Below are 16,325 nucleotides of genomic sequence, written 5' to 3'. Positions count from 1 at the left end.
GACCGACTTTTTAAGCGATCACGAAGTAAATCCGATCTCGAACTCACGATGTCGCCCTCCGTCCCCGCCGCCCTCCGGTCGGTTCCCCCGTTCGATCGTCTCGCGCGGCTCGACCAACAGCAGTGGCTCAAGGTTCGGATCGCGCTCGCGACCGGGCTGGTGATCGCGCTCCCGTTCGCGTTCGCGTACACGTTCGTCTTCCTGATCAACGCGGTCGGACTCCCCCTCTTGGAGTGGGCGAACGAGCGACCCTACACGGGGGAGTTCTACGTCGACCCCGTCTTCCTCGCGGTCGTCGTGCTCGGCGGCCTCGCGCTCCAGTACCGGTACGGCCCCCGGACCGTGGTGCGCTCCGTCGGCGGGCGCCGGGTCTCCGCGGACGAGCGCCCCGAGCTCCACGCCGCGGTCACCCGCCTCGCGGCTCAGACCGACGTGCCGAAGCCGGACGTGGCCGTCGCGCGCACGGAGCTCCCGAACGCCTTCGCGGTGGGAGGACGCGAGAACGGCACCGTCGTCGTCACGACCGCGCTGCTGGAGACGCTCGACGACGACGAGCGCGACGCCGTGCTGGCCCACGAGCTCGCGCACCTCAAAAACCGCGACGCGAGCCTGATGACGGTCGCGTGGGTGTTGCCGACGGTCACCTACTACCTCGCCGTGCTCGCGTTCTACGTGCTGTACGGCCTGTTCAGGTTCCTCGGTGCGGGCGGCGGGTCGGGCGGCGACCGCGACGGGCGGGCGCTCGCGGTCGGGATCGTCGTGATCACCGTGAGCGCGCTCGTCACGCTCACCGTCTCCGCGATGTTCTGGTTCGGGAGCGTGCTGATCCACCGCGTGCTCTCGCGGTATCGCGAGCACGCCGCCGACCGCGCGGCCGCCGAGATCACCGGGTCGCCGGCGGCGCTCGCGAGCGCGCTCGACGCCCTCGACGAGTCGATGCCGGACGTGCCGGAGCGCGACCTCCGCGAGTTCGACGGCGGCGCGGAGGCGCTGTACGTCGCGCCCCTCGAGAGCCGCGCGTTCGGCGACAAGGAGTTAGTCAGTACCGACGTGTTCCCGGAGACGCATCCGCCGACCGGCGAGCGGATCGACCGGCTCCGCGAGATGGCGGGCGAGAAGGCGGGTGGGTCGGCGTGACCGATCGGAATCCGGCGAGGGGCGCCACCCGCCGGCGGTTCCTCGCGGCGGCCGGGTCCGGAGTCGCCGGCGCGCTCGCCGGCTGCGGCTACCGCCCCGGCGGGGGCGACCTCGCGTGGGAGTCGTCGCTCGACACCGGCGGACTCCTCGGACCCGGAGCGACGCGGTTCGCGGTCGCGCCGGACCGGCTGTTCGCGGTCCGGAACCAGTCCGGGCGCACGTACGACTTCGACGCGGAGACGTGGCGGAACGTCGAGAACGCGAGCGTGACCGCGGTCGACGGGTCGGGGACGACGCGGCTCGACGCCGAGACGGAGCGGCAGGCGGTCGCCCCGCCGGCCGTGACCGAGACGTCGGTGGTCGTCCCGGTCGAGGGCGGTCGAGTCACCGCGATCGACCGCGAGGCGGCGGGGTTCGACCCCGGCGCGCGGGAACCGACCGGCGGGACCGAAAGCGAGGAGGCCGAAGCTGACGACGTTCGCTGGCGGGCCGACGTCGTCGAAAGCGAGGGTGGCGAGTCGAACGAACCGGAAGGGGCGAACGAGTCGACGAGCTCGCCCGGAATCGACGGCGTCCGCGCGAGCGCCCGACTCGTCGTCGCGGTCGCCGAGACGGACTTGGTCGCGCTCGACGCCGAGACGGGCGATCCGGCCTTTCGGGTCACCGGGGCTTGGCCGGACGGGGACGGCTCGGCCGACCGCATTGCGGTCGACGGCGACGACGTGTGGGCCGGCGTCGCGGCGACCGGCTCGGAGGGGAGATCGGAAGGCGGATCGAACGACGGCGGCACCGTTTTCGCTCGCTTCGGATCGACCGGAGAACGACGGGTCACGCGCTCGCTCTCGGCCGATGCGGACTGGCTCGCCGTCGCCGGCGATACGATCGTGATGGGCGAGGCGGGCGACCGACTCGTCGGCTACGACCGCGACCTCGCCCGCCGATTCGAACTCCACGAGGGATCGCTGCCGGGCCGACCGCAGGTCGTCTCCGCCGACGGAAGTCGGTTCTACTACTCGACCGGCGGGACGGTGCGGGCGGTCGACGCGGCCGCCGGCGAACTCTCGTGGGAGCGTTCCGACCTTCCCGGCGGCCCGGTAGCGGTCGACCAGGAGGGGATGTACGTCGCCGAGAACGGGTCCGGTTTCGGGACGGAGAGCCAATCCCGGACCGTCGCCGTCGGCGCGGACGGGGAGGACCGCTGGCGGGCCCCGCTCCCCGAGGGCGTCGGCGTCGACGAGCTGTTCGCGGTCGGCGGCCGGCTGATCGTCGTCGACGACGGGGAGCTGTACGGGCTCCACGCGACGCCGGGCGAGCGATGGTCGCTGGTGGGGTAGCCCCGGCGGCGTGCCCCCGTAGAGACGGGCCTCATTCAGCCGATCTCCGCCCGAAACGGACGAGCGCTGGAAGGTCTTTGTCGACTGATTCCCGGTCTGTAGAAGCCGATCGAGGGGTTGCGATGACCGTCTACTCGGGAGACTCCGCCCGGTACTCTTTCAACAGTCGAACGAGCGGCTCCGCCTCGGAGAACTTCGGGCCCTTGGAGACGACCTCCGTCTCGGCGTCCCACTCGACGTATCCGGCGTCGGCCAGTTTGGGAACGTGCGTGTGGTACAGCGCTATTCGGTCCCTCTCGTGGGGAAACCGCCGTTCGAGGGCGGAGAGACTCGTCTCGCCGGCGTCGATCAGCGTCACGAGGATACGGCGCCTCGTGCGGCTCTTGAGCGTGTCCATCATGGTGTCGATGGCCTCCGGAGAGACGGCGTTCCCCTCGATCGCGTCGATACGCGTCTCCCGGAACGACGGCTCGTCTCGGCGGGCCAGCGTGTACTCCACCCACTGACTGTACAGCTCGACGAGCGCCTTCTCCTTGTCGTTGATCGGTTCGTCGCGGGGAGCGGTGTCCGCGAAACAGAGCGTCCCGTAGAGTTCCTCTCCGACCGAGACCGTCGTCCCGAGATAGCTTCCCAGCCCGAACGTCTCGTACGCCGGATCGCCTCCCCACCCTTCGGCGCGCGCGTCGTTGACGGCCGTCGTTCCTTCCGGGTCCGCGATGGTCTTCCGACAGTAGCTCTTCGAGAGCGGAACGGCGGTGTCCGATTCGAGGATCTCGTGGGAGCCGTGCACGGTCTCGAAGCGTTCCGTCTCGGCGTCGAGATCGATACGCGACAGGAACCCGTAGCGCAGGCCGAACTCTTTGGTTTCCGTTTCGAGCAGGCGTTCGAGCCTGGCTCTCGGATCGACGTTGGGTGCCAGCAGCGTCCGCCAGAGGCGCTGGAGATACGCCAACTCGTCGTCCGATTCGGACGTACAGATGTGATGTGTCATTGAACGGGTGGGGCCACGCCGGGCGGCGTGCGCTTTCCGACCGACTGTGACGGAGATTATATTTCCTAATGACATTTAATATGCAGTGCGTAATCGGGAGTCGGCGACTCGCCCTGCGGGAGCGTCCCTCACGGAATCGCCGGCGCACCGGCTCGGCCCGACCCCCTAGGCGTTCAGGAGGCTGTCGCCGTCGAAGTCGTCGTCGTGTTCGACGTCCATCAGATCGAGGATCGTCGGGGTCACGTCGAAGAGGTTCGACCCGTCGACGTCGAGGTCGGCGTCGGTCGAGTACAGCAGCGAGTTCTCGAACTTGTGCATCCCGTTGCGGGGCCCCTCGGTGAAGACCGCCTTCTTGCCGCTGAAACCGGACTTCAGGTCGAAGCCGTCCGCGGGGATGACGACGAGGTCGGGCGCGATCTCGTCGTGGTCGCCGTCGAAGACGGTCTCGCCTTTCACGATCCGCTTGCACACCCGCCGGCCGTCGGGGCCGGTGAGCGACTCGAGGTCGTCGACGAGCTCCTCGCGGACCGCCTCGTACTCCGACTCGGGGACGACGCCCTCCGGCTCGCGGCCCTCGAGGTTGAGGTAGAAGCGGCCGGGGATGAGCGAGTACGCGCGGGTGTCGTCGTCGATGTCGGTCAGGGAGTCGTGGTCGTCGTCCTCGTAGGAGAGCCACCCCTCGTCGGCGAGGAACTGGTTGCAGTTCACCTCCCACTCCAGCTCGGTGAACCCGTGGTCGGAGGCGACGATCAGGGTCGTGTCGTCGTCGAGCCCGTCGCGGATCTCGCCGATGTACTCGTCGAGGGTCCGGTAGAAGTCGAGGAAGTCGTCCTTGTGCTCCCCGTCGTTCTCGTAGTCGCCGAACAGGAAGTGGTTGACCCGGTCGGTGCTCATGAAGACGCCGAAGAAGAGGTCCCAGTCGTCCTGATCGAGGTAGTGGGTGAACACCTCGTGGCGGGCGTCGAGCGTCGCGTGCGCGTTCTCGATGAACTCGGTCTTGTCGTCGTCGTGGCCGAGCTTCGCGTTCACGTCGATCTTGTAGTTATGGTCCTCCAGCACCTGCCGGACCGACTCGTCGCTCGCGGCCGCGTCGAGCCCCGGCGAGAGGAACCCGGAGACCTGTCGCTGGATCCGGCTCGACGGCGGGAACGTGACGGGGACGTTGAGCACGGTCGCGTCGCGGCCGCCGTCGGTGACGCGGTCCCACAGCCGCGTCGCCGACACGTGTTTCCCCATCGGGACGTACGTCTCGTAGGAGTCGACCTCGCGGTCTTGGAAGCCGTACACGCCGGTCTCGCCGGGGTTCTCCCCCGTCGTGAGGCTCGGCCAGCACGCGCTCGACTCGGGCGGCACGATGCTCTCCAAGCGACCCGCCGAGCCCGACGCGGCGATGTCGGTCAGGTTCTCGAAGACGTCGGGGTGATCCTGCACGAGGTCGTACGGTACGCCGTCGATGCCGAGGAAGACCACGCGCTCGTCGTCGCCGCCGCGCAGCCGATCGAACAGTCCCATGCTCGGGGAGTGACTTCGAATCGACATATCCCTTGTGCTCTGGCGAGTACCGCCGCGATCCGCCGGTCGCGGTGAGTCGCGCTCCGTCTCCGTTCGCGGCGATTCCGGCCGGAGTCCGCACGCGCTGGCAAGTCACCGCCGAGGCAGAAGGCCTATTTCCCCTCCGGGAGACGTATTCGGCGTATGACCGACGACTTCCCGGCGAGCGTCGACGTCGACTACACCGACGGCGAAGACGAGGATCCGGCGGACTACCCGTCGCTACAACACAAGATCGAGAAGGCGATCGATGTCACGCGGCGCGGCCTCGAGCAGTACGACAACCCGGCCGTGATGTGGACTGGCGGGAAAGACTCCACGCTGACGCTGTACTTCATCAACCAGGTCGCCGAAGAGTTCGGCTACGAGAAGCCGACCGCGGTGTTCATCGACCACTTCCAGCACTTCGACGACATCACCGACTTCGTCGAGCGCTGGGGCGACGAGTGGGACATCGAGCTCGTGTACGCCCGCAACGAGGACGTGGGCGCGTACGTCGACGAGCACGGCCTCGAACCCGGCGACGACGTCCCGGTCTCCGCGCTGAACGAGCAGAACCAGCACCACATCCGCGACATCCTCGAGTACGAGGAGGACACGTTCCCGTTCCTCTTGGACACGTACGTCGGGAACCACCTGCTGAAGACGGTCGCGCTCAACAACGCCCTCGAAGCGCACGACATCGACGGCGTGATCTCGGGCGTTCGGTGGGACGAGCAGGAGGCGCGCGCCGACGAGACGTTCTTCTCGCCGCGTCACGACCCGGACCTGTTCCCGCCGCACGACCGCATCCAGCCCATCCTGCAGTTCGCCGAGGCCGACGTGTGGGACGCCTTCTGGAACTACGTCGTCCCCGACACGGTCGAAGCGTTCCCCGACGAGGGGTACGTCCCGCAGGCCGACGACGACCTGCCCGAGGGCGTCACGCAGGAGGACGTGCCGATCTCGCCGAAGTACTTCGCCGGGTTCCGCTCGCTCGGGAGCGAGGTCAGCACGGAGAAGACGACCGAGGAGCCCGCGTGGCTCCAGAACCTCGAGGACACGACCGAGCGCGCCGGCCGCGCCCAGGACAAGGAGGACCTGATGGAGCGCCTGCGCGACCTCGGCTACATGTGATCGGCGGGAGCGACCGAACTCGCTGACCGACCGATTTTTTACAACTCCAGTCCGCGGATCGAAACGCTCCCCTCGTCGCCCTCGCTCTCCTCCACTCGCCCGATCACGCGCCCGTCGGTCTCGTCGGCCAGCGATTCGGCCGCGTCGGGGTCGACGGCGGCGACGAAGCCGGTCCCCATGTTGAACGTCCGGTGCATCTCCTCGTCGGAGACGCCCCCCTCCGACTGCACGAACTCGAAGACGGGCTGGGGGTCGAACGCGTCGTCGACGACGTACCGGTTCGCGCCGAGCCGCGTCAGGTTGGTCCACCCGCCGCCGGTGACGTGGGCCGCGCCGCGCACGCCGTGTGCGCGCATCGGGTCGAGCAGGCCGGTGTAGATCCGGGTCGGCTCCAGTAACGCTTCGCCGACCGTCTCGTACCCCTCGAACGGGCACGGGTCGGTGTACGCGTGCTCGCGGGTCGCGGCCTCGCGCGCGAGCGTGAGCCCGTTCGAGTGGATCCCGGAGGAGCGCCAGCCGACGAGGGCGTCGCCCGGCTCGGCAGCGCCGTCGAAGACGGCGTCCTTCGCGGCGAGCCCGGCGCAGGTACCGGCCAGGTCGAGGCCGCGGATCACGTCCGGCATCACCGCGGTCTCGCCGCCGACGAGCTCCATGTCGGCGAGCTCGGCGCCGCGCGCGAGCCCCTCGCCGACCTGCTCGGCGAACCGCTCGTCCGGCTCGTCGACCGCGAGGTAGTCGACGAACGCCACCGGTCGCACCCCGGCGGCGACCAGGTCGTTGACGTTCATCGCGATGCAGTCGATCCCGACCGTCGAGTAGTCGCCGAGCGCCTCGGCGACGAGGAGCTTGGTCCCGACCCCGTCGGTCGCTAACGCGAGGTAGCGGTCGCCGATGTCGAGCAGGCCGGCGTAGTCGCCCTCGCCCTCGCCGACCGCACCGATCAGCGCCGCGGTCGCCGCCTCGCTGGCGTCGATGTCGACGCCGGCGTCGGCGTACGTGAGCTCGTCGCCGTCGTCGCTCGTCGGTTCCCCGGCGTCCCCGCTCGCGTCTCCGTCGTCTCCGGCGTCGCCCTCGGTCATGTGTGTCGAGGGACGCCCGCGGAGCAAAAGCGCACCGTTCCGGCGGAGGCGGTGGTGACCGAGGGCGTCCGACAACGCCCGCCTCAGAACGGCCCGCCGAAGCCGAGTCCGAGGACGAACACGAGCCCGACGGTCAGCAGGACCGAGAGGGCGAAGAAGCCGGCCCACACGCCCTTGCTCCACGTCATCACGGTCTTCCCGTCGAGGGGACCGTACGGGATCAGGTTGAACGCGGCGAGGAAGACGTTGATCGCGATCCCGCGGGAGCCGATCAGGGTGATCACCGGGCTCCCGACGACCGGGCCGAGAAGCAGCGCCGGCAGGAAGACGAGCGTGAGCAGGAGGTTGACGACCGGCCCCGCCAGCGCGATGTGGCCGTGCTCCTCGGGCGTCAGACGGCCGCGGTGGTGGACCGCGCCGGGCGCGGCGAAGATGAAGCCCAAAAGCGAGCTCATCACGGCGAGGAACAGCATGCTGTTGTCGGCCCGGAACTCGGCCACCTGGTCGTAGTGGACCGCGACGACCTTGTGGGCGATCTCGTGGAGGAGGAACGCGACGCCCGCGGTGAGCAGGCCGACCAGGAGCGGCGGGACGACCCCCGCCGCCAGCAGCCGATCGAAGCCGGCGGTGCCGTTCACGAAGAAGAACGTGAACGCCACGCCGAGCGCGAGCCACGCGACCAGCAGGTCGCGGATCTCGGTCCCGCTGAAGTAGAGGCCGGCGATCCGGCGGCCCCGAAGGGTTCCGCTCATGCGTGCACCTCGCCGGCGCGCCGGGTTATGCCCACCGTAACGCGACGGGTCGCGCCTCTCACCGCAACGCGCCGACTCATGCTCCACCCGTGACCGCGTTCCGGATCAGCTCCGCGCCGGTGCGTGCGCCCTCGATCATGAGCCGGCCCACCTCGTCAACGCCGCCCACGTCGCCGAACATCGCGGGGATGACGTACACCGCGAACAGGAAGCTCGCGACGATGCTGCCGATGTTCGTCATCGCGACCACGACGATGAGCTTGAACAGGGGCACGTCGAGCATCGACGAGACGAGAGCCGACGGCGACAGCGTCTCGTCGCCGAGGAGCTCGTTGAGCCGCCCGATGTCGCCGACGTTCACCGTCAGGCTCCGGAGCTCGACGTAGCCGGTGAACCAGCCGGGCGCGAGCACCGGGTTGATCGACGTCATCCACGCGACGGCGCCGCCGACCCCGGCCGAGGTCCAGCGCGCGCCCGCGAGCTTCGCGAAGGCGAACGCGAACGCGCCGTTGATCAGGAACCACGCGCCGAACAGCCGGAACAGGAACGCGTTCTCCACGCCGGCGAGCGCGAGCAGGACGAAGAAGCCCACGAACGCGACGGTGATCGCGTAGCCGACCGCCTTCTTCCACGGGAGCCCGCGCCCGCGCTCCTTCCCGACGAGGTCCTCCATCGGCGGGAGCGAGGCGGGGTCGGCGAGGTACCCTTCGATCCCCTCGCGGTGGCCCGCGCCGACCACGGCGACCACGTCGTGTCCGGCCTCGCGGAGGGCGACGAGCCGGTGGGCGATGAAGGCGTCGCGCTCGTCGATGAGCGCCTCCGCGCCGCCCGGGGAGAACTGCCGGAACTCCTCCATCATCATCGTCACCACGTCGGTGTCGGTCAGGTCCTCCATCCCGAGCTCCTCGATCCCGCCGTGTTCGGGTTCGCCGGTGCCCCGACCGAGAACGCTCATCGCGAGCGACGCGAGGGCGCCGAGCGTCAGGCCGAGCGAGATCCCGAGTCCGAGGCTGCCGACCGCCGTCACGGCGAACCCGCCGAGGTACGCCGCGACGAGTCCGTCGAGCGCGCCGACCGCGGCGGCGGCGATCCCGGCCGCGACGCCCAGCCCCGCCGCGGCGAAGAGGCGGCCGTCGGGCGAGAGCGCGAGCTTCCCGACCTGATCGACGGCGATCGCGACCCCGACCGCGGCGAGCACGCCGCCGGTGACGCTCGTCAGCAGCGCGTCGGTGACGCCGACGCTGCCGCCGAAGAGGCCGATCACCGGGCCGGCGAGGATCCCGACGAACAGCCCGACCAACACCCCGACCACGCGGGAGTCGGTGACGCCGAACGCGAGCCCGCCGACCATCCGCAGCTTCTCCGTGACCGACATCCGGGCCCAGAAGCGCTGGATCGTCGTCTGGATGTCCCGGTCGACTAACGCCACGTCGATGCCGAGCCCCTCGGCGACGTCGATGGCGGCCCGCATGTCGGCGCCGGGCTCGATGTCGAACCGGTCGCCGAGCTGGGTCTGGACGTACGAGAGCATCCAGTACGCGAGGAACTGGAAGACGGTGTTACCCCGCAGCAGGTCGCTCGCGTCGAGGTCGTCGGGGCTCTCGCCGTTCAGCTGGCGGTACCGCCCCTCGTCGAGTTCGACGGCGACCACGTCGGGCCGCTCGCGCTCGATCGTCTCCTCGACCTCGTCGACCGACCGCTCGGAGACGTGTGCGGTCCCGACGACCGTCACCGAGCCGGGGCCGTCGCCGCGGGGACCCGCTTCGACCGCGCCGCTCGCAGGGGCATCCTCGTCGGCGGTCGCCGCCGAGTCGCCGACCGCTGGCGACGAATCGCTCGCCGTCGGGGGCGGGGACGCGCCGTCGGATCCCCCTGGCGTCTCTGTCATTGCCACGACGTACTTCGTCGCCGCGTTTAGGGTTTGTGAGTCGGTGACCCCGCGTCGGCGCCTCGGCGATCCAACAAATTTGTATCCTCACGGGTCACAGAGACGAGTATGTCGCGGCTGTTGCCCTCCCTCCCCGACGCGACCCCCGAGGACCGCGAGCCCCGGGTGGTCGGCGTCGACGACGACGACGCGGACGAGCTCATCGCCGCCCTCGGCTCCGAGACGGCGCGCGAGATCCTCACGCGGCTCCACGACGAGCCGGCGACCAAATCGGAGCTCGCCGACGCCGTCGACACCTCGCTCCAGAACGTCCAGTACCACCTCTCGAAGCTCGACGGCGCCGACCTCGTCGACGTGGTCGACACCACCTACTCCGAGAAGGGCCGGGAGATGGACGTGTACGCCGCCGCCGACGAGCCGCTCGTCCTGTTCGCCGGCGGCTCGGAGGCGTCGAGCGGGATCAAGTCGGCCCTGCTGCGGCTGCTCGGCGGCTACGGGATCATCGGACTGGCGGCGGTCGCGGCCCAACGGATCCTCTCCGTCGCGGGACCCACGGCGAGCGTAACGAGAACTACGGACGGGGGCGCCGGCGGCGACGGCGGCGACGCCGCGACCGAAGACGCCGCGGACGGGCCCTCCGCCGAGACGGCGCCCGAGACCGACGGCGGCGGCGGGATCGACGGCACCGTCGAGTACGTCGTCGACCCGCTGGCGGACTACGCCGTCTCGCTGCTCGAGCCCGGCGTCGTCTTCTTCCTCGGCGCCGCGCTCGTGTTCACGGTCGCCTGGGCGTACTGGTACTGGGGCGACGGCTGACGGAGCGGCCGGGCCGGAGCGGCGGCGAGACGCCGCCACCGTTCAGGTGGGACAGCTATTCATGCCGCCGTCGCCACGATCCGGTATGGAACACGAAGCCGAGGTCGTCGGGGTCGGAGCGGGCTCCGCACCCGGCGGCGACGTGCCGGCGGTCATCCTGTCCGCGCGCGGCGAGTACGTCCCGATCTTCGTCAGCGCCGACCAGGCGCAGTCGATCGGGATGGCGCTCGAGGGCGAGCCGTTCGACCGCCCGCTGACCCACGACCTCCTCGTCGAGGTCCTCACGGAGTTCGGGGGCGCGATCGACCGCGTCCGGATCGACGATCTCCGGGACGGAACCTTCTACGCGAAGGTGGACGCGGAGCGCTACGAGGACGGCGAGCCGGAGGGGTTCGTCTTCGACGCGCGCCCCTCCGACGCGCTCGCGCTCGCGGTTCGGATCGACTGTCCGATCGTCGTCTCCGACGAGGTGATCGACGAGGCGGGGCGTTCGCAGGACTCCGTCCAGTTCGACGACGGCCCGCAGGAAGGGAGCTGAGGTCCGCCCACAACTTGCCAACGGCCGCCGGTCAGGGGGTTGAAGTCGCCCGCCGTTCCACCGACGGCATGGACGAGACGTCGACGGTCGCGGAGTCGTACACCGAGATGACCGAACTACTCTTACCGAACGACACGAACAACCTCGGGCGAGCGCTCGGGGGCGCGGTCCTCCACTGGATGGACATCTGCGGCGCCATCGCCGGGATGCGCTTCTCGAACAGGCAGGTCGTCACCGCCTCGATGGACCACGTCGACTTCATCTCCTCCATCGAGATGGGCGAGGTCGCCGTCATCGAGGGGTACGTGTTCAACGTGGGGACGACGAGCCTCGACGTGAAGGTCGACGTGCGCGCGGAGGACCCCCGGACCGACGAGGAGCGCCGCACGACGACCTCCTACTTCACGTTCGTCGCGCTCGACGACGAGGGCAACCCGGCGAGCGTCCCGGAGCTGACCTGCCCGTCGCCGGAGGAAGAGGCGCTGCGCGACGAGGCGATCGAGGGGCGCCGCGAACAGCTCACCGACATCGTCGAGCGGTATAACTTATAAATCGGCGACCACCTCGACCGAGCCGCCGGTCCATGCGACCGCGGCCTCGTGCGCCTCGCGGACCAGCGCGGCGAACTCGTCGAGGGAACCGGACTCCCCGACGGCGGCGAGGTGGCTCCCGCAGTCGCAGTCGGAGGCGCCAAATCCGTCGACCGGGCCCGCCGGGAGCCGGTCGGCGACCGCGCACTCCGCGTCGGCGCCGACGCTCCGGACGACGCGGTCGATCCGAACGTCAGGGTGACCGAGCAGGTGGTCGACGTGCCAGTGGCGCACGTCGTGCTCGCCGCGTGCGGTCCGGCGGTGGCGGTCGACGCGAGAGAACCCCCCGGCGCCGAGCGCGCTGCCCGTGTAGGCGTAGCCGCCGGGTTCGAACCGGTGTTCGCCGAGCGCGCCGACCTCGATCGTCGCGGGCGCGGCGAGTTCGACGAGGAGGGTGTAGGTGCCCCCCTCCGGATCGTCCGAACCAGCCACTGCACCGTTCCCGCTCACGGCAGCGCCTCCGGCGGATCGCTCGCCGCGCCGCGGAGGTCGGCGACGAGTTCGCTCGCGGCGTCGGTCAGTTCGGAGGCGTCGTGCACGTCGGCGGGGTCGCGGTCGCGCCCGGACAGGGCCCCCACGACGCCGGCGATCCGGTCGTAGTTGTCGCGGACGAGCCCGCCGACGATCCCGGGGGTGCCGGCGCGGTCGGCGAGCTCCTCGGCCGCCGAGCGGCCGGCGTACACCCGTCCCTCACCGGGGTCGACGAGCACCATCGCGAACGGGCGCGAGCCGAACTGCGCGTCGAGGAACGGGCCCACGGGATCGGCCGCCCACGGCACCGCGGCGACCCCGTCCAACCGCCGGAGCGCGACGGCCGCCACCGAGCAGTAGGGACAGTCGCCGTCGAAGATCAGCACCGGCGCGTCGGGGTCGGTGTCCATACGTACGGGTACGCGCTCCGGCGGCTTAAGCGACTGGCTGCAGGGGCTGCGGTATAAAAGGAATCGGTCGGGCGGGCGTCCCGGGGAGTTAGTGCGAGTGGCCGAGCGCGTCCTCGAGCGACTGCCCGAAGCGCTCCTCGAACAGCTCCGCGGCGGTGTCGTTCATCTCCGCGATGTCGTCGGGCACCTCGCCCTCGCTGTGGTGGGCGATGACGTGGGCCTGCTGGGCCATCGCCTGCACCACGACGTCGCTGACGACGCGGGTCGGCTCCTCGCCCTGCTGGCTGAGCACGTCGACGAGGCCGGCGGGCAGTTCGAAGGACTCCTCGTTACCGTCGGGGTCGGTGACCGTGTAGGTCTCGGTGTCTCCCATACCCGTCGGAAGGGGGCCGTACATAAGGGTCTGTGGAAACCGGTGCAGGCGGGCGCGGCGTTCGCGGGCGCTTCGGACCCCCCGTCGACCCGCCCTCATCCGTGCGCGGAGATCGCCTTCACGGAGAAGCCGGAGCCGACGATGGTCGCGAGGTACACCGCGATGGCCGTGACGACGATCGACCCGCCCGAGGGGAGACCGAGGCCGATCGAGACGGCGAAGCCGCCGATCACCGACAGCTGACCGAAGATCACCGAGAGGTACATCGTCTCGCGGAAGCTCCGGGCGATCTGAGAGGCGGCCGCGACGGGAACGACTAACATCGCGGCGACGAGGATGACGCCGAGCACCTGCATCGCGCCGACGACGACGACCGCAGTCAACACCACGAGCAGGGTGTTGTAGCCGGTGACGTTGAGCTGTGCGACCCGCGCGGCCTGCTCGTCGAAAGTGATGAACAGGAGCTGTTTGTACGTCAACGCCACGCCCGCGACGACGATCAGCGAGAGTACGCTCATCAGCCGTGCTCCGTCCGGCGTGACGACCGCGAGGTTCCCGAACAGGTACCCCCGGATGTTGACGCCGGTGAGCCCGTCGCCGTAGCTGATGATCAGCGTGCCGACCGCGAAGCTCCCGCTGAGCATGATCGCGATCGGCACGTCGCCGTAGGCGTCGGTGCGCTCGGTGAGCCACTGGACAACGAGCGCGCCGACGATACCGACGACGAGCGCGACTAACAGTAGCGAGCCGTCCCAGCCGGTCGAGGAGGTGACGAGGATGCCGATCGCGACGCCGGCGAACGCGGTGTGCGCGAGCGTCTCGCCGATGAGCGCCATCTCGCGGTGGACGAGGAAGGAGCCGACCAGCGGAGCGACGACGCCGACGAGCACGCCGGTCGCCATCGACTGCCACATGATCGGGTGCCGGAACACGTTCGTGCCGAACGCGGCGTCCATCCCGCGCCCGAGCGAGCGGAACGCGGCGTACAGGTCGCTCGCCACCGGGAGGTCCTGTGCCCAGTAGAGCAGGACGAACCCGAGCATGGCGACCGCGACGAGGCCCGTGACCCCGATCCCGGCGAGCTCCGCGGTCCGGCGGAGCCCTCGATCCTGACGGCTCCCGCGGTCGGAAGGGGTGTGCTCTCGGTCGTCAGTCGCCGATCCCTCGCTCATCAGTGGTGGTGGTGGACGACCTGTCCGGCCGTGCCGTACGCCTCCGCGAGGGCGTCGCTCTCGACGAACGACTCCGTGTCCCCGTGGTGGTACAGTTCGGTGTTGACGCAGGCGATGCGGTTCGCGCGGTCGGTGACGACGCCGATGTCGTGTTCGATGAGGATGATGGTGATCCCCTCGCCGTTCAGCTCGTCGAGGAGGGCGTAGAAGGCGTCGCGGGACTCGGCGTCGACCCCGACCGTCGGCTCGTCGAGCGCGAGCAGGTCGGCGTCGCTGGCGAGGGCGCGCGCGATGTACGCCCGCTGTTTCTGGCCGCCCGACAGCTCCGAGACGAGCCGGTCGGCGAGCTCGCCGATGCCGACCGTCTCGATCGCGTCGGCGACGGCGGCGCGGTCGGCCCGGGAGAGCCGCCCTCGCCCGGCGTGCGCGAACCGACCCATGGTGACGCACTCGCGGACGGTGACGGGCATCGCCCCGCCCCGGCTCGTCGCCTTCTGCGAGACGTAGCCGATCCGGCCGCCGTCGTCGAACTCGTCGACCGGGCGGCCGAACAGCTCGACGGACCCCTCGTCGGGCTCGTGGAGCCCGAGCATGAGGTGGAGCAGGGTGGTCTTCCCGGAGCCGTTCGGCCCGACGAGCCCGAGGAAATCGCCCTCCTCGACCGTCAGGGAGACGTCTCTCACGGCGACGGTGTCGCCGTAGGAGAACGTCACGCCGTCGAGGTCAACGATTTCGGTCACTGCGTGTGTCCGATCTGGGTCGCCCGAACGTTTAGCTCTTTTAGTCCGTCGCCGCGCCGCCGGGTCGGTCGACCGCCCGACCCGTGAGCCGGTGCCCGCGCCGCTCACTGCGCCCCGAACGCCCGCTCGAAGGCGGGGACGTTGACCTCGGTCATCTGTTCGAGGTAGCCGTACCCGGCGTCGTTCCACTCCCGCGTCGTCCCCCCGGCGGGCGTGACGGGGAGCGCCTCGGTGGCGTCGCTGTTCTCGACGATCGACTCGGCGAGCGTGGGCGACTCGAAGCGGTCGTACAGCACCGCGTCGATCCCCTCCGCGTTCACGAGCTCGATGGTGTCGGCGATCTCGTTCTGCGTCGGCTCGTTCTGCGGCGAGACGCCCACCGGCGAGTGGAGCCGAAGTCCGTAGCGCGCCTCTAAGTACTGAAACGAGTTGTGACCGGCCATGACCGCCACGTCGCGCGTGGCCTCGTCGGCGATCGACTGGAAGGCGGCGTCGACCGCCTCGAGCTCCTCGACGTACGCGGCCGCGTTGTCGGCGTAGTCGTCGGCGTTGTCGGGGTCCGCCTCGCTCAGTCCCGCCGCGATCGTGTCGACGACGTCGGCGGCGAGTACCGGGTCGACCCAAACGTGGGGATCGTACTGGGTGTCGTCGTGGCTGTGGTTTTCTTCCTCGTCGTGGCTGTGGTTTTCTTCCTCGTCGTGGCTGTGGTTTTCTTCCTCGTCGTGGCTGTGGTTTTCTTCCTCGTCGTGGCTGTGGTTTTCTTCCTCGTCGTGGCTGTGGTTTTCTTCCTCGTCGTGGCTGTGGTTTTCTTCCTCGTCGTGGCCGTCCTCCGGCTCGTGCGAGTGGTCCCAGTCGAGCAGGTCGTCTTCCAGTCCGGCGAGCCCGTCGATCACCGCGACCGTGTCGTAGTCGTCTTCGAGCGTCCCGGCCAGATCTTGGGCCCATCGGAACTCCGAGTTATCGAGGTAGACGAACGCGTCCGTCGACGCCACGTCCGCGGCGAGGTTCCCGTCGGGCGTCCACCCGTGGCCGAGCTGTCCCACGTCAACCGGGTCCTCGAAGGTCGCGTGGTCGCCGGCGATCTGGTTCGCCCAGTCAGTCAGGGTGAAGAAGGCGCCGTAACCGGCGTCGAACTCCCCCGATTCGCCGGTCGCGGCGTCGGAACACCCGGCCAGCGACGCCGCCGTTCCCGCGACCGCGAGTCCCGCACCGCGACGCAACACCGACCGCCGTGAGTGAGTCATACCGATCGATACCGCCGATTAACAGAAAAAGGTTGTTATTTCACAACTCTATCTTAATAACTTATGGTGCAAAGAGCGCCCTCGGTTAACAACTCGGCGCTCGGGAGTCCGACTGCGGGCGTT

General features: G+C 69.7%; 17 protein-coding genes. 6 read left to right on the top strand and 11 right to left on the bottom strand.

The window, feature by feature from the left end:
- Window positions 1–48: 48 nt before the first annotated feature.
- Together EDM04_RS09595 and EDM04_RS09590 are read left to right on the top strand one after the other, a co-directional pair.
- Window positions 49–1,137, top strand: a complete 1,089-nt coding sequence (locus tag EDM04_RS09595; protein ID WP_123621496.1) for a M48 family metalloprotease — start codon at window positions 49–51, stop codon at window positions 1,135–1,137.
- Window positions 1,134–2,471, top strand: coding sequence for a PQQ-binding-like beta-propeller repeat protein (locus EDM04_RS09590; protein ID WP_123621494.1), 1,338 nt, complete (start codon window positions 1,134–1,136; stop codon window positions 2,469–2,471). The genes EDM04_RS09595 and EDM04_RS09590 overlap by 4 nt, the downstream gene beginning before the upstream one ends.
- A 130-nt stretch (window positions 2,472–2,601) precedes the next feature.
- On the opposite strand, the gene EDM04_RS09585 is transcribed toward EDM04_RS09590, so the two are convergent.
- Together EDM04_RS09585 and EDM04_RS09580 are read right to left on the bottom strand one after the other, a co-directional pair.
- Window positions 2,602–3,462: a GAF domain-containing protein gene (locus EDM04_RS09585; protein WP_241154884.1), complete on the bottom strand. Its 861-nt coding sequence runs from the start codon at window positions 3,460–3,462 to the stop codon at window positions 2,602–2,604.
- Between the two features lie 165 nt (window positions 3,463–3,627).
- A complete protein-coding gene (locus EDM04_RS09580) occupies window positions 3,628–4,974 on the bottom strand; it encodes an alkaline phosphatase family protein (protein ID WP_123621492.1) in 1,347 nt (448 codons plus the stop codon).
- Between the two features lie 183 nt (window positions 4,975–5,157).
- Here EDM04_RS09580 and EDM04_RS09575 point away from each other — a divergent pair, with 183 nt between their 5' ends.
- Window positions 5,158–6,129 (top strand): phosphoadenosine phosphosulfate reductase family protein, encoded by a 972-nt coding sequence (locus EDM04_RS09575; RefSeq protein WP_123621490.1) that lies wholly within the window; start codon window positions 5,158–5,160, stop codon window positions 6,127–6,129.
- 38 nt (window positions 6,130–6,167) lie between these two features.
- Here EDM04_RS09575 and purM read toward each other — a convergent pair whose 3' ends face one another.
- The 3 genes from purM to EDM04_RS09560 form a co-directional block, all read right to left on the bottom strand.
- On the bottom strand, window positions 6,168–7,208 hold the full coding sequence (purM, locus tag EDM04_RS09570; protein WP_123621488.1) for a phosphoribosylformylglycinamidine cyclo-ligase: 1,041 nt from the start codon (window positions 7,206–7,208) through the stop codon (window positions 6,168–6,170).
- Window positions 7,209–7,291: 83 nt separating this feature from the next.
- Window positions 7,292–7,960: a metalloprotease gene (locus EDM04_RS09565; protein WP_123621486.1), complete on the bottom strand. Its 669-nt coding sequence runs from the start codon at window positions 7,958–7,960 to the stop codon at window positions 7,292–7,294.
- Window positions 7,961–8,036: 76 nt separating this feature from the next.
- Window positions 8,037–9,848 carry a TraB/GumN family protein gene (locus EDM04_RS09560; RefSeq protein ID WP_123621484.1) on the bottom strand — a complete coding sequence of 604 codons (1,812 nt, stop codon included), beginning with the start codon at window positions 9,846–9,848 and terminating at the stop codon, window positions 8,037–8,039.
- A 108-nt stretch (window positions 9,849–9,956) separates the two neighbouring features.
- On the opposite strand from EDM04_RS09560, the gene EDM04_RS09555 reads away from it, so the two are divergent.
- The 3 genes from EDM04_RS09555 to EDM04_RS09545 all read left to right on the top strand — a co-directional run bounded on the left by EDM04_RS09555 (window position 9,957) and on the right by EDM04_RS09545 (window position 11,753).
- Window positions 9,957–10,664 (top strand): winged helix-turn-helix domain-containing protein, encoded by a 708-nt coding sequence (locus EDM04_RS09555; protein WP_123621482.1) that lies wholly within the window; start codon window positions 9,957–9,959, stop codon window positions 10,662–10,664.
- A gap of 85 nt (window positions 10,665–10,749) precedes the next feature.
- Complete coding sequence (locus tag EDM04_RS09550; RefSeq protein WP_123621480.1) at window positions 10,750–11,202, top strand: bifunctional nuclease family protein; 453 nt, start codon at window positions 10,750–10,752, stop codon at window positions 11,200–11,202.
- Between the two features lie 68 nt (window positions 11,203–11,270).
- Window positions 11,271–11,753 carry an acyl-CoA thioesterase gene (locus tag EDM04_RS09545; protein WP_123621478.1) on the top strand — a complete coding sequence of 161 codons (483 nt, stop codon included), beginning with the start codon at window positions 11,271–11,273 and terminating at the stop codon, window positions 11,751–11,753.
- Here EDM04_RS09545 and EDM04_RS09540 read toward each other — a convergent pair.
- The 6 genes from EDM04_RS09540 to EDM04_RS09515 all read right to left on the bottom strand — a co-directional run bounded on the left by EDM04_RS09540 (window position 11,748) and on the right by EDM04_RS09515 (window position 16,202).
- Window positions 11,748–12,242, bottom strand: a complete 495-nt coding sequence (locus EDM04_RS09540; protein ID WP_241154883.1) for a DUF123 domain-containing protein — start codon at window positions 12,240–12,242, stop codon at window positions 11,748–11,750. The genes EDM04_RS09545 and EDM04_RS09540 overlap by 6 nt on opposite strands.
- Window positions 12,239–12,673, bottom strand: a complete 435-nt coding sequence (locus tag EDM04_RS09535) for a DUF393 domain-containing protein (protein WP_123621473.1) — start codon at window positions 12,671–12,673, stop codon at window positions 12,239–12,241. Before EDM04_RS09535 ends, EDM04_RS09540 begins: the two co-directional genes overlap by 4 nt.
- Window positions 12,674–12,761: 88 nt before the next feature.
- Window positions 12,762–13,046, bottom strand: a complete 285-nt coding sequence (locus tag EDM04_RS09530) for a hypothetical protein (RefSeq protein ID WP_008004266.1) — start codon at window positions 13,044–13,046, stop codon at window positions 12,762–12,764.
- 95 nt (window positions 13,047–13,141) lie between these two features.
- Window positions 13,142–14,218: a metal ABC transporter permease gene (locus tag EDM04_RS09525; RefSeq protein ID WP_123621471.1), complete on the bottom strand. Its 1,077-nt coding sequence runs from the start codon at window positions 14,216–14,218 to the stop codon at window positions 13,142–13,144.
- Window positions 14,218–14,958, bottom strand: coding sequence for a metal ABC transporter ATP-binding protein (locus EDM04_RS09520; RefSeq protein WP_123621469.1), 741 nt, complete (start codon window positions 14,956–14,958; stop codon window positions 14,218–14,220). The genes EDM04_RS09525 and EDM04_RS09520 overlap by 1 nt, the downstream gene beginning before the upstream one ends.
- 104 nt (window positions 14,959–15,062) lie before the next feature.
- Window positions 15,063–16,202 (bottom strand): metal ABC transporter solute-binding protein, Zn/Mn family, encoded by a 1,140-nt coding sequence (locus EDM04_RS09515; protein ID WP_123621467.1) that lies wholly within the window; start codon window positions 16,200–16,202, stop codon window positions 15,063–15,065.
- Window positions 16,203–16,325 lie beyond the last annotated feature (123 nt).

It is taken from the genome of Halorubrum sp. CSM-61, assembly GCF_003781945.1.
Classification (GTDB): Archaea; Halobacteriota; Halobacteria; order Halobacteriales; family Haloferacaceae; genus Halorubrum.
Note: the sequence above shows the minus strand (reverse complement) of the source record. Positions and strands in the feature narration are given on the sequence as shown.